Genomic DNA, 12,975 nt, shown 5'->3' with positions numbered 1-12,975 from the left:
CAGGACCGGTTACGCGGTCCACAACCTCTGGGGGAGGTCGGCGAACGATCATGCACGTGACGCATCTGTCGCTTGCCGACTTCCGCTCGTACGCCCGGGTCGAGGTCCCGCTCGATCCGGGCGTGACGGCTTTCGTCGGCCCCAACGGCCAGGGCAAGACGAATCTCGTGGAGGCCGTCGGCTATCTCGCCACGCTCGGCAGTCACCGCGTCGCCTCGGACGCGCCGCTGGTCCGTATGGGTGCCGACCGCGCGATCATCCGGGCTCAGGTCCGGCAGGGCGAGCGGCAGCAGCTGGTCGAGCTGGAGCTGAGCCCCGGCAAGGCGAACCGCGCCCGGATCAACAGGTCTTCGCAGGTCAGGCCGCGTGATGTGCTGGGGATCGTGCGGACCGTGCTGTTCGCGCCGGAGGATCTCGCGCTGGTCAAGGGCGATCCCGGTGAGCGGCGGCGCTTCCTCGACGAGCTGATCACCGCGCGCTCTCCGCGTATGGCGGGTGTCCGCTCCGACTACGAGAGGGTTCTCAAGCAGCGCAACACCCTTCTCAAGACGGCCGCGCTCGCTCGCAGGCACGGTGGCCGGTCCATGGACCTGTCCACGCTCGACGTCTGGGACCAGCACCTCGCGCGTGCGGGTGCGGAGCTGCTTGCCCAGCGGCTCGATCTGATCGCGGCGATCCAGCCGCTGGCCGACAAGGCGTACGAACAGCTGGCTCCCGGCGGCGGTCCGGTGGCGCTGGAGTACAAGCCGTCGGCGCCGGGCGAGGCGCACGCGCGCGAGGAGCTTTACGCCCAGCTGATGGCGGCGCTCGCGGAGGCGCGCAAGCAGGAGATCGAGCGGGGTGTCACCCTCGTAGGCCCTCATCGGGACGATTTGATTCTCAAACTCGGTCAGCTGCCGGCCAAGGGGTACGCCTCGCACGGTGAGTCCTGGTCGTATGCGCTGGCGCTGCGCCTGGCGTCGTACGACCTGCTGCGCGCGGAGGGCAACGAGCCGGTGCTTATCCTCGACGACGTCTTCGCGGAGCTGGACACCCGGCGCCGGGAGCGACTCGCCGAGCTGGTCGCGCCCGGTGAGCAGGTCCTGGTGACGGCGGCGGTCGAGGACGATGTGCCGCATGTCCTGGCGGGGGCGCGGTACACGGTGTCCGAAGGGGTGGTGGAGCGCGTATGAGCGGCGACGAGCCCGGCCCGAAGAAGGACGCGAAGGCCCCCGAGCCGTCCGGTGTCGATCTCGCGCGTGTGGCGTTGCGCGCGGCGAAGGAGCAGGCACGCGCGCGTGGGGACGCGGCGCGGCAGAAGAAGCAGGCGCGCCGGGGCGGCGGCCTGCGCTCCGGCGCACGCGCCGACGGCCGCGACCCGATGGCGTTGGGCACGGCCATCAACCGGTTGATCACCGAGCGGGGCTGGGAGACGCCGGCCGCGGTGGGCGGGGTCATGGGCCGCTGGCCGCAGATCGTCGGCGAGGACCTGGCGAAGCACTGTGTGCCGCAGCGGTACGACGAGGACGAGCGTGTCCTGGCCGTGCAGTGCGACTCCACGGCGTGGGCCACTCAGTTGCGGCTGCTCGCCCCGGCCCTTGTCGCGCGCCTGAACGAGGATCTGGGCCACGGCACGGTGAAGTTGCTGAAGGTCTACGGTCCCGGCGGTCCCGCCCGTCGCTACGGTCCCCTGCGTGCCCCGGGCAGCACGGGACCCGGCGACACCTATGGGTGACGTACCTCACGTGACCTGGGTGGTGTGACGCTCCGTCCATCACCGCACGCGGTTGCGAATCGTGATCTGACCCCGGAGTAGCCAAGGGTTGACAGCCGGAAGCGCTGAGTGCCGCTGTGAGCCTCCTGGAGCCCCCATCCACATATCGGGACCCGTTCGAGACCGGTTCAGGGCGGCACATGGGGACTCAGGTACCGGCAAACCCCCATCACTGTCGGCGCTACCGGTAGACTGAAGGCAATCCCGCCCCGCACGTGGGGACCGCCCGGGAAAAGCTGAGCAACGCTGATCAAGGCTTACCAACGCAACATGCCGCAGCCGCTCCGGCAACCCGCCGACGAGCCCGGCTCGTGCTGTGCCAGAAAGGGCGCTTCGTGGCCGATTCCGGCAACCCCAACGAGAACATCCCGTCCACCGACGCCGGCGTGAGCGGCGCGGTGACCTCGTCGAACGGCGAGGTCACCGCCTCGTACGACGCCAGCGCCATCACCGTCCTCGAGGGCCTGGACGCGGTTCGCAAGCGACCCGGTATGTACATCGGCTCGACCGGCGAGCGCGGTCTGCACCACCTCGTGTACGAGGTCGTCGACAACTCGGTCGACGAGGCGCTGGCCGGCTACGCGGACACGATCGACGTCACGATCCTCCCGGACGGCGGTGTGCGTGTCGTCGACAACGGCCGTGGCATCCCGGTGGGCATCGTCCCTTCGGAGAACAAGCCGGCCCTCGAGGTCGTGCTGACCGTGCTGCACGCGGGCGGCAAGTTCGGCGGCGGCGGTTACGCGGTTTCCGGCGGTCTGCACGGCGTCGGTGTCTCCGTCGTGAACGCTCTGTCCAGCAAGGTGTCCGTCGAGGTGAAGACCGACGGTCACCGCTGGACGCAGGACTACAAGATGGGCGTCCCGACGGCTCCGCTCGTCGAGCACGAGGCGACCGACGAGACCGGTACGTCGGTCACGTTCTGGGCCGACCCGGACATCTTCGAGACGACCGAGTACTCCTTCGAGACGCTGTCGCGGCGTTTCCAGGAGATGGCGTTCCTCAACAAGGGTTTGACGATCAAACTCACTGATGAGCGCGAGTCGGCGAAGGCCACGGCCGGGGCGGACGAGGCAGGTGCGGACGAGAAGGACGAGGTCAAGTCCGTCACGTACCACTACGAGGGCGGCATCGTCGACTTCGTGAAGTACCTCAACTCCCGCAAGGGCGATGTGGTGCACCCCACGGTCATCGACCTGGAGGCGGAGGACAAGGACAAGAGCCTGTCCCTCGAGGTCGCGATGCAGTGGAACAGCGGCTACAGCGAGGGTGTGTACTCGTTCGCGAACATCATCCACACCCACGAGGGCGGTACGCACGAGGAGGGCTTCCGCGCGGCCCTCACGAGCCTGATCAACAAGTACGCGCGCGACAAGAAGCTGCTGCGCGACAAGGACGACAACCTCACGGGCGACGACATCCGCGAGGGTCTGACGGCGATCATCTCGGTCAAGCTGAGCGAGCCGCAGTTCGAGGGCCAGACCAAGACCAAGCTGGGTAACACGGAGGCGAAGACCTTCGTCCAGAAGGCGGTCTACGAGCACCTCAACGACTGGCTGGACCGCAACCCGGTCGAGGCCGCGGACATCATCCGCAAGGGCATCCAGGCGGCCACCGCGCGCGTGGCGGCCCGCAAGGCCCGCGACCTCACGCGCCGCAAGGGCCTCCTTGAGTCGGCGTCCCTGCCGGGCAAGCTGTCGGACTGCCAGTCCAACGACCCGACCAAGTGCGAGATCTTCATCGTCGAGGGTGACTCCGCCGGCGGCTCGGCCAAGTCGGGCCGTAACCCGGAGTACCAGGCGATCCTCCCGATCCGCGGCAAGATCCTCAACGTCGAGAAGGCCAGGATCGACAAGATCCTGCAGAACCAGGAGATCCAGGCGCTGATCTCCGCGTTCGGCACGGGCGTGCACGAGGACTTCGACATCGAGAAGCTCCGCTATCACAAGATCATCCTGATGGCGGACGCCGACGTCGACGGCCAGCACATCAACACCCTGCTGCTGACCTTCCTGTTCCGCTTCATGCGGCCGCTGGTCGAGGCCGGGCACGTGTTCCTGTCGCGTCCCCCGCTATACAAGATCAAGTGGGGCCGGGACGACGTCGAGTACGCGTACTCGGACCGCGAGCGCGACGCCCTGATCGAGCTGGGCCGCCAACGCGGCAAGCGCATCCGCGAGGACTCGATCCAGCGCTTCAAGGGTCTCGGCGAGATGAACGCCGAGGAGCTGCGCGTGACGACGATGGACCAGGAGCACCGCGTCCTCGGCCAGGTCACTCTCGACGACGCCGCCCAGGCCGACGACCTGTTCTCGGTCCTGATGGGCGAGGACGTCGAGGCCCGGCGCCAGTTCATCCAGCGCAACGCCAAGGACGTCCGCTTCCTCGACATCTGAGTCGGTCTCAGCTGACCGCACCAGGAAGGATCCCCACCAGCAATGGCCGACGAGAACACTCCTGCCACGCCTGAAGAAGGCGGCGAAATCGTCCTCCGTGTAGAGCCCGTCGGGCTCGAGACGGAGATGCAGCGCTCGTACCTCGACTACGCGATGTCCGTCATCGTGTCCCGTGCGCTGCCCGACGTCCGTGACGGTCTCAAGCCCGTCCACCGTCGTGTGCTGTACGCCATGTACGACGGCGGTTACCGCCCCGATCGCGGCTTCTACAAGTGCGCGCGCGTGGTCGGCGACGTCATGGGCAACTACCACCCGCACGGCGACAGTTCGATCTACGACGCGCTCGTCCGTCTCGCCCAGCCGTGGGCGATGCGGATGCCGCTGGTGGACTCCAACGGCAACTTCGGCTCTCCGGGCAACGACCCGGCGGCCGCCATGCGCTACACCGAGTGCAAGATGGCGCCGCTGTCGATGGAGATGGTCCGCGACATCGACGAGGAGACCGTCGACTTCACGGGCAACTACGACGGCCGCTCCCAGGAGCCGACCGTACTGCCCTCCCGGTTCCCGAACCTGCTGATCAACGGCTCGGCCGGTATCGCGGTCGGTATGGCGACCAACATCCCGCCGCACAACCTGCGCGAGGTCGCGGCCGGCGCCCAGTGGTGCCTGGAGAACCCGGAGGCCTCGCACGAGGAGCTCCTGGACGCGCTGATCGAGCGCATCAAGGGCCCCGACTTCCCGACCGGCGCGCTGGTGGTGGGCCGCAAGGGCATCGAGGAGGCGTACCGCACGGGCCGCGGCTCGATCACCATGCGCGCGGTCGTCGCGGTCGAGGAGATCCAGAACCGCCAGTGCCTGGTGGTGACGGAGCTGCCGTACCAGGTGAATCCCGACAACCTGGCGCAGAAGATCGCCGACCTGGTGAAGGACGGCAAGGTCGGCGGCATCGCCGACGTCCGTGACGAGACCTCGTCGCGCACGGGCCAGCGTCTGGTCATCGTGCTGAAGCGGGACGCGGTCGCCAAGGTCGTCCTGAACAACCTGTACAAGCACACCGACCTACAGACGAACTTCGGCGCCAACATGCTGGCGCTGGTCGACGGTGTGCCGCGCACGCTGTCGCTCGACGCGTTCATCCGCCACTGGGTGACGCACCAGATCGAGGTCGTCGTCCGCCGTACGCGCTTCCGGCTGCGCAAGGCGGAGGAGCGCGCGCACATCCTGCGCGGCCTGCTGAAGGCCCTGGACGCCATCGACGAGGTCATCGCGCTGATCCGGCGCAGCGACACCGTCGAGATCGCGCGCACGGGCCTGATGGGCCTCCTGGAGATCGACGAGATCCAGGCGAACGCCATCCTCGAGATGCAGCTGCGCCGACTGGCCGCCCTGGAGCGCCAGAAGATCGTCCAGGAGCACGACGAACTCCAGGCGAAGATCACGGAGTACAACGCGATCCTCGCCTCCCCGGTCCGTCAGCGCGGGATCGTCAGCGAGGAACTCGCGGCGATCGTCGAGAAGTACGGCGACGACCGCAAGACCATGCTGGTGCCCTACGACGGTGACATGTCCATCGAGGACCTCATCGCCGAGGAGGACATCGTCGTCACCGTCTCCCGTGGCGGCTACGTCAAGCGGACGAAGACGGACGACTACCGGGCGCAGAAGCGCGGCGGCAAGGGCGTGCGGGGTACGAAGCTGAAGGAAGACGACATCGTCGACCACTTCTTCGTCTCCACCACGCACCACTGGCTGCTGTTCTTCACCAACAAGGGCCGGGTGTACCGGGCGAAGGCGTACGAGCTTCCGGACGCCGGCCGGGACGCGCGCGGCCAGCACGTGGCGAACCTGCTGGCCTTCCAGCCGGACGAGTCGATCGCGGAGATCCTCGCGATCCGTGACTACGAGGCCGCGCCGTATCTGGTCCTGGCCACCAAGGCGGGCCTGGTCAAGAAGACGCCTCTGAAGGATTACGATTCGCCGCGCTCCGGTGGTGTCATCGCGATCAATCTGCGGGAGCGGGAGGACGGTTCCGACGACGAACTGATTGGTGCCGAGCTCGTCTCCGCCGACGACGATCTGCTTCTGATCAGCAAGAAGGCGCAGTCGATCAGGTTCACCGCCTCGGACGACACCTTGCGGCCCATGGGCCGTGCCACCTCGGGTGTCAAGGGGATGAGTTTCCGCGAGGGCGACGAGCTGCTCTCGATGAATGTTGTTCGACCCGGTACGTTCGTGTTCACTGCCACGGACGGTGGGTACGCAAAGCGGACCCCCGTCGACGAGTACCGCGTCCAGGGTCGCGGCGGCCTCGGTATCAAGGCCGCCAAGATCGTGGAGGACCGCGGTTCGCTCGTCGGCGCGCTGGTGGTCGAGGAGAGTGACGAGATCCTCGCCATCACCCTCGGCGGCGGTGTGATTCGTACGCGAGTCAACGAGGTCAGGGAGACGGGCCGTGACACCATGGGCGTCCAACTGATCAACCTGGGCAAGCGCGATGCCGTGGTCGGTATCGCACGTAACGCCGAGGCCGGTCGCGAGGCGGAGGAGGTCGACGGCGAGGATGCCGGGGACGAGACCGCCGAGGGTGCCGTGACCACCGGCACGGACGAGGGTGAGGAGCCCTCGGCCGAGTAGCACGAGGAGTGAGTCATCGTGAGCGGAGCCACGGGCGCGGGTCCGGTCGGTACCTCGACCGGTCCTTCTTCCGGCAACGGAACGGACGGCGGTGGCCGTGGCTCCGCCGCGCGTGCGGCGGACCCGCACACGACCCAACTGCGCAAGGTCGACGCAGGCGCGACCGACTCCCACTCGCCCGATATGCATGGATCCCAGGGGGGAACTGTGACGGACACCCGAGGCCCGCAGACCCAGCAGTACGCGGCGGGCGCCCAGGCGCATCCGCCGGCCCAGCCCCCGGCTTCCGGGGCGCAGGCCGGCTCGCCGCTGCCGGGCGAACGCCAGCCGCAGCAGCCCGCCGGGCCCTACCACCCGCCGCAGGCCTATCCGGCGCAGGCCCCGACGAGCGCCGTACGCCGTCCACGCACCGGCGCGCGGACCACACCCCGCACGCGCAAGGCGCGGCTGCGCGTGGCCAAGGCCGACCCGTGGTCGGTGATGAAGGTCAGCTTCCTGCTGTCCATCGCGCTCGGCATCTGCACGATCGTCGCGTCAGCGGTGCTGTGGATGGTCATGGACGCGATGGGCGTGTTCTCGACGGTCGGCGGCACGATCTCGGAGGCGACCGGCTCGAACGAGGCGAACGGCTTCGACCTCCAGGCCTTCCTGTCGCTCCCGCACGTGCTGACGTTCACGGCGATCATCGCGGTCATCGACGTCGTCCTCGCGACGGCGCTGGCCACGCTGGGCGCGTTCATCTACAACCTGTCCGCGGGCTTCGTCGGCGGCGTGGAGCTGACGCTGGCCGAGGACGAGTGACGTACCGCGTCGGAGCGGTTCCAAACGTCCGCTGACGGCCCGGTGACAACCGATTTTGGGACTGCCCCGGTCGTGCGCTAATCTTCAGGAGTCAGCGCGCGGGACACACACCGCAGAGCGCGGCGGGGCTATAGCTCAGTTGGTTAGAGCGCATCCCTGATAAGGATGAGGCCACAGGTTCAAATCCTGTTAGCCCCACCAGCGAAAAGACCCCCAGGCGGTTACGTCTGGGGGTCTTTGACATCTACGGCTGACATCAGCCGATGAGCGGATCTTCCAGAAGTTCGGCGAGCATGCCAACCGCTTCCCGTTCGCTGTCGCCGATCACGTGCGTGTAGACGTCCATGGTCATGCTGATCTGGCTGTGCCGGAGGATCGCCTGAGCGACCTTGGGGTGCACCTTCAGGAAGGCGAGCAGAGTTCCGCAGGTGTGCCGGGCGAGGCGGACCGTGTTGCGGCGGACGCCGGCCCGCTTGACGAGCCGATCGAACCTACGAGAGAAGCCGACCGGGTCAATCATGCCGCCATGCTCGGAGGAGAAGGTCAGGTCATGGTCCGGCTGCTGCGACCAGTGGTCGCCGGCAGTCTTCAGCCTCAGCACGTCGTTGAGGGTGGCCGGGTCCAGGCCCGCCATCGTGGCGGTGTAGGTCACGCGAACACCTCCTGACGGGCGGTCAGGAAGGCGGTGGCGATGCACTTCGTGCAGGCGGGCGGGATGGCCTCGGTCAGTTCCTCGTGGACGTCGGTCCACGTGATGCCCATGGCGTGCTGCATCTCCGCGACCGACGCCTTGCCGCCGCCCTCGCCGTAGGCAGCCACGCAGGGGCCGTCGCATCGGTATGCGGTGAGTGCTGCGTTTCCACCTGTCTGGACTCATGGCGTCACACCTTGGACACGTCCGAAATGACAGCTATGAGGGCTGTCGTTACGTTCATCGCAGGTCGGTCGCCCGGCCGACGTTCGTGAGACAGAGAGAAGTGACATGCCCACGCGTACCTTTGCTGTGGCCGCTGCCGGAGTAGGCGCGGCGGTCCTTGCAGCCACCGGTATCACCTACGCCTCAACCGCCGGATCCACCCCGGCGTCCCCGTCTGTCCACCGAGCGGCCGCACCTGTCCAGCGGGCGGCCGCACCTGTCCACCGAGCGGCCGCACCTGTCCAGCGGGCGCCCCAGCCTGTGCAACGAGCCGCCCCTGACACGGCTCCCTCGGGCGGCGGCAGCGCAAGCGGAGAGAAGGACGAGGGCCGCGACCGCGAGGGCGGCGGCAACGCAAGCGGAGAGAAGGACGAGGGCCGCGACCGCGAGGGCGGCGGACGCGGCAACGGCCATGAGGAACAGGGAAGGATCTACTTCAACGAACGTACGTACTCCGCCTTCGCTGAGGGTTGCATCACTGCGGCCAGCGGACTGGGCTCCAGTAGTTTCAGTGTTTTCAACGACAGCCGGAAGACTGTCGAGGTCTTCCGCGGCTTTACCTGTGACAACGGCGCTCCGGTCGCCACCGTGGGTCCCCACGGCGCCACCAATGGCGTTGTAACTCGTACCGTCGACGGGGGCCTGTTCGGTGACGACGGCGTCGTGGGCAGCTTCCTGGTGATCGGCAACCACGACGAGTGGTGACAGCGCCGCCCGGAGCACAGGAAAGATCCCGGCCCGCTGGAATCGGGCCGACATTCCCGGCTTCGTGGATGTACGCAAGGGCCGCGGCTGGCACTGAACACCGACAGGCCAGATCGGCAAGCAAGGCCATATGAGCGCCAACCAGCGCCGTACCAGACCCCGGGGGGCACGCAAGGCTACGAGCGCGGCAGAGAGCCAGGCGTGCCCCCCCACGTGCCCGATTCAGCAGTATCAGACGGGGAACAGCGGGGAGTCACAGCGACCACGCCAGGAACGCACAGTTCAACCCTTCGCCAGGTCAGCCCTCACCCGCATACGCGAACTTCCAAGCTGGTGCTCCAGGTCGGGCAGCGGCGCTTGGCTGGGTCATTGAGGCTCCAGTCCAAAGCCGTTCCGTTGATCGCGTGAGTAGGCGCGACGTTTCACGTGAAACACTCTGATTTGCCTCAAGTTCTGCTCATCGTCTACAACTTGAAGTGCTTGTAGCTCAGTGGATAGAGCAGCTCTTTGCCGAAGGGCAGGTCACGGAGTTTCGACAGCATCGGGCCGTGCCCGCAGGTGATGGCGCCCATCGAATCCGCATCGGGTCGCGCGAGGCATTGCCGTGGTGAGCGCTGCGTGTGGTACTGGCCGGCAGTTGGTCCAGGTCGCACGGGGGAAGGTGATTTCCCTGGCTCGTCTCTCCCGGTCGGTCTAGGAAGGGGCACCCGCCAGGACTTCCACCTTGCCGGTGTCGAGTGAGTAGTAGGCGCCGACCACGGCAAGGGCGCCCTTTTTCACGAGTGGGGCGAGGTCCTGGTTGGAGCGCAGATCGGTCGCGGTCAACGTGACCTGGGCGCGGGCCATGGTCTCGACCGGGTCCGCGCCGCCTTGGCGGACTGCCTGCTGGTATGCCGGCTGTAGAGCCTTGACGATCGCCTGCAGGTTGCCGGGCAGCGGTTTCCCGTCTCGAAGGGACTTGTACGCCGCCTCGACGGCGCCGCAGCGCTGATGGCCGAGGACCACGATGAGCGGGGTGCCACTCGTCATGGGCCCGTACTCGACAGAACCGGTGACCACCGGCTCGACCGCCTCTCCGCCCGTGCGCATCACGTAGAGGTCTCCGAGGCCGGTATCGAAGAGGAGTTCAGGCGGCACTCGGGAGTCGATGCACGCAAGGATCGCTCCAAACGGTTCCTGCTGCTGGGCTACGAGCTGACGCCGGTCCGGATCCCGGTCGGGGTGCTGGAGGTTTCCGCTCACCCATCGTTTGTTGCCTTCCATCAGTCTCGCGAATGCGGCCTCAGGCGTGGTCGGCCGCTCTTGTGGCGTTGCGCTGGTGGTCGGCGTGGCGGCGCTGGTCGATGAGCACCCCGCAAGCGCGACCGTGGCGCTCGCAAGTGCGCCGCCGAGCAAAGCTCTACGATCCGGACGTTGTGCTGTGCCCACCGGTAGTTCCCCTCAATGCCGTTCGAACACGCCCATGCCTCCTGACAAGGGCAATTGTTCGGCGTGGTGCGGGTGACCTGGCGGCAGGCGCAAGCGGGCGCGGGCTACTTTTCCACCCACGGCCTACAGAGACGGGCTCGGGCGGCAGCTTGAGCGCCTGATGTCGAGGTCTGCCCTGCCCCGACGGGGCCGGGTGCTGCTCGTTCTTGTGAACATCGAGCTCGGCCCGGACTGGGTGCCTCCCGCAGCGCTGAGCATCCGCCGTCGGGAAGTCGTGAACAGAACCACCCATCCTTGTCTGTGGGCGTTCTGCTCACGGGGATTACCTGAGGGGAGTGTCGCCGGGCTCTACTTCTAATAACCCAGCTCGGCATCTCGGCCTGCCTGAGCCGCCTGTGTCGGTGGGATCCTGAAGACGATCGGTGACCCCGGCCGCTCGGGGAGTTCACGTCTGGGCCAGGTGTCCCTCGCCCGGATGGCGTGCGTGCGGGGCGTGCTGGGGGCCAGTGCCATCGAGGCACATCAACTGCACAGTGCCATTCGGCGGGTGAAGAACCTTCCCCGGAGAGGCCTCTGGGCAGGCAGGAGGCCCTGCCCTTCGGCGCCGCCGCTCGTGCTGCCGATTCTGGGGCATGCATGAAGTCAGCGGGCGAAGACCGTGCTCGCCAGGAGGACGTGGGTGGCTGTGCCGCCGAGGATGCTCAGAAGCGCGTTGCGGCGCCACAGGTGCAGGCCGATGATGACGCCGAGTGCGGCGAGGGCGCGCGGTTCGACGAGGGGCAGGCCGCGCAGGCAGTAGACGTCCAGGATCACAATGAACTCCGGCTCGACATCCCCGACGGCATCGCCCCCGCCTACGCCCCCGACCTGACCCTGGGCTCCTGCGCGAGCGGCATCCGGGCGACCGCCACCGACAACACGCCGACCCCGATCCGCGACTTCATCGGATTCGAGATCGAGCGCCGCGAGGCGGGAGCGAGCGCCGCGAGGCGGGAGCGAGCACATGGTCGGTCGTCCTGCACCAGGGATTCGATCCGCGCTTCGCCACGGCAACGGCCACCGTCTGCGACCCGCTGCCCGCCGACGGGCGCACCTATGAGTACTGCGCCCGCACCTATGACGCGGCCGGGAACCACTCGCCGAACAGCGAGATCCGTGCCATGACAGTGCCGGTCGGCTGACCACCAACAGGGGTGAACGGATCGGGTCTCCCTCCCGGTACGGATAACGCCATGGCGTTCCACCGTCAGGGACCCGGGTCACCCATGCGTACTACAACAGCTACAACGGGGACCTGGCCGCCGCCTTCGACCGGTACATCTCGAAGGACCTGGTGCTCCACGGGTTCAACGGCTCCGAGGAGATCGTCGAACTCGCGGCCTTGCTCCGGTCCGACCGGGCGGCGTACATATCTGGCCCCAACTAACCGGTCGACGGCGGTGCGACCGCTTGGTAGAGGCGCCGAACGCTTCGATCCCCCTTCGGTGGGGGGAGGGTGGTCCAGCTCTCGTGGAACGCAAGCGCCCGATTGCCGGCGACGGGGGATGCGCGGCAATCGGGCTGGGGCAACAGTAACAACGTCGCTCAGCTGTGGCAGTCAAATGGTCAACTACATGTGGGGGTTGTTGCTTCCGCCGGTGCCGCACGGAGGGTCGTACGAGAGGCGGGGCAGGTATTCGTGCCATGTGGACGGGGTCAGGACGCCTCGTGCCGTCGAGCAGATGTGGCGGATGGCCTTGTCGACGTCGAGGTTCCACAGCCGTACCGATGCGGCGCGCATCGACGCCGCCCCGATCGTCTGGCACCGGTCCCCATATGGGGGACGACGGGGGGTGGGAACGCACCTCGTCCCCCCGACCGGCTCCGGTCGGGGGGGTTTCGTCATGCGGGGCGCTGTACGCAATTCGCCGGTACTTCGATGGTTCGGTGGTTCGTTACTTCGTTACGTCGCTACTTCTCGGGTCCGTCTCTGCTTCGCTGCCTCATGCCCTCAGCAGTTGAGCAGGGCCATGGGCTCGAACGCGCTGTCCGACTCGGTGTCGCTGAGGGGGTGGTGCCGGCAGCTGGGGGTCTTGCCGTGGGCCTCGGCCCGGATCCGTTGCTTCATCGTGGGGGGCAGGTCCCTGGCCTGGGGCCAGACCCAGTGGGGTGTCGTCGGCACCGTGGCTTGTGCGGTGGTGCTGCTCGGGGTCTCGGTCTGCAGTACGGCCGCGGCGGCGGTCGTCGTGGCGATGGTGACGAGTCCGAGCGCCGTGCACAGCGCGAGGAAGGCGGTGACGATGGCGGTCCACAGCTTCATGACCTTGTTCTCGGTCATGGCCCCTCACTTTCGGGTTGGG

The 12,975-nt window shown here is 67.5% G+C and carries 10 protein-coding genes, 1 tRNA gene and 2 pseudogenes; 7 read left to right on the top strand and 6 right to left on the bottom strand.

The features are described from left to right. Positions 1-50 precede the first annotated feature (50 nt). The 6 genes from recF (at position 51) to ACFYXB_RS06375 (ending at position 7,788) form a co-directional block, all read left to right on the top strand. Positions 51-1,172, top strand: a complete 1,122-nt coding sequence (gene recF / locus ACFYXB_RS06400; RefSeq protein WP_351346112.1) for a DNA replication/repair protein RecF — start codon at positions 51-53, stop codon at positions 1,170-1,172. Continuing rightward, positions 1,169-1,714 (top strand): DUF721 domain-containing protein, encoded by a 546-nt coding sequence (locus ACFYXB_RS06395; RefSeq protein WP_389578328.1) that lies wholly within the window; start codon positions 1,169-1,171, stop codon positions 1,712-1,714. The genes recF and ACFYXB_RS06395 overlap by 4 nt, the downstream gene beginning before the upstream one ends. Positions 1,715-2,088: 374 nt before the next feature. Beyond that, entirely contained in the window at positions 2,089-4,149 is a 2,061-nt protein-coding gene (gene gyrB / locus ACFYXB_RS06390) for a DNA topoisomerase (ATP-hydrolyzing) subunit B (RefSeq protein WP_389578325.1), read from the top strand. A gap of 42 nt (positions 4,150-4,191) precedes the next feature. After that, complete coding sequence (gyrA, locus tag ACFYXB_RS06385; RefSeq protein WP_389578323.1) at positions 4,192-6,786, top strand: DNA gyrase subunit A; 2,595 nt, start codon at positions 4,192-4,194, stop codon at positions 6,784-6,786. Between the two features lie 18 nt (positions 6,787-6,804). Next, positions 6,805-7,587 (top strand): DUF3566 domain-containing protein, encoded by a 783-nt coding sequence (locus ACFYXB_RS06380; RefSeq protein WP_351346122.1) that lies wholly within the window; start codon positions 6,805-6,807, stop codon positions 7,585-7,587. Between the two features lie 124 nt (positions 7,588-7,711). Further along, a tRNA-Ile gene (locus ACFYXB_RS06375) sits at positions 7,712-7,788 on the top strand. A 55-nt stretch (positions 7,789-7,843) separates the two neighbouring features. On the opposite strand, the gene ACFYXB_RS06370 is transcribed toward ACFYXB_RS06375, so the two are convergent. Both ACFYXB_RS06370 and ACFYXB_RS06365 read right to left on the bottom strand, forming a co-directional pair. Further along, positions 7,844-8,239, bottom strand: coding sequence for a tyrosine-type recombinase/integrase (locus tag ACFYXB_RS06370; protein WP_389578320.1), 396 nt, complete (start codon positions 8,237-8,239; stop codon positions 7,844-7,846). Continuing rightward, positions 8,236-8,418, bottom strand: a pseudogene (locus ACFYXB_RS06365) (DNA methylase); the annotation flags it as partial. The gene ACFYXB_RS06370 and the pseudogene ACFYXB_RS06365, both read right to left, overlap by 4 nt. Positions 8,419-8,764: 346 nt before the next feature. Here ACFYXB_RS06365 and ACFYXB_RS06360 point away from each other — a divergent pair. Further along, positions 8,765-9,208 (top strand): hypothetical protein, encoded by a 444-nt coding sequence (locus ACFYXB_RS06360; protein WP_389578317.1) that lies wholly within the window; start codon positions 8,765-8,767, stop codon positions 9,206-9,208. A gap of 693 nt (positions 9,209-9,901) precedes the next feature. Here the strand turns inward: ACFYXB_RS06360 and ACFYXB_RS06355 are convergent. The 4 genes and pseudogenes from ACFYXB_RS06355 to ACFYXB_RS06340 all read right to left on the bottom strand — a co-directional run bounded on the left by ACFYXB_RS06355 (position 9,902) and on the right by ACFYXB_RS06340 (position 12,953). Next, the gene (locus tag ACFYXB_RS06355; protein WP_351346134.1) at positions 9,902-10,450 is read right to left on the bottom strand and encodes a carbonic anhydrase; all 549 of its coding nucleotides are present in this window, start codon (positions 10,448-10,450) and stop codon (positions 9,902-9,904) included. Positions 10,451-11,278: 828 nt separating this feature from the next. After that, positions 11,279-11,452 (bottom strand): annotated as a pseudogene (locus tag ACFYXB_RS06350) (AzlD domain-containing protein); the annotation flags it as partial. A gap of 793 nt (positions 11,453-12,245) precedes the next feature. Beyond that, positions 12,246-12,416 carry a hypothetical protein gene (locus ACFYXB_RS06345; protein WP_389578683.1) on the bottom strand — a complete coding sequence of 57 codons (171 nt, stop codon included), beginning with the start codon at positions 12,414-12,416 and terminating at the stop codon, positions 12,246-12,248. A 210-nt stretch (positions 12,417-12,626) separates the two neighbouring features. Then, positions 12,627-12,953 carry a DUF6344 domain-containing protein gene (locus tag ACFYXB_RS06340; RefSeq protein ID WP_389578314.1) on the bottom strand — a complete coding sequence of 109 codons (327 nt, stop codon included), beginning with the start codon at positions 12,951-12,953 and terminating at the stop codon, positions 12,627-12,629. Between the last annotated feature and the right edge of the window lie 22 nt (positions 12,954-12,975).

Source organism: Streptomyces sp. NPDC002619 (assembly GCF_042889305.1).
GTDB lineage: Bacteria > Actinomycetota > Actinomycetes > Streptomycetales > Streptomycetaceae > Streptomyces.
The sequence above is the reverse complement of the archived record's forward strand: the minus strand, read 5'-3'. Positions and strand labels throughout refer to the sequence as shown.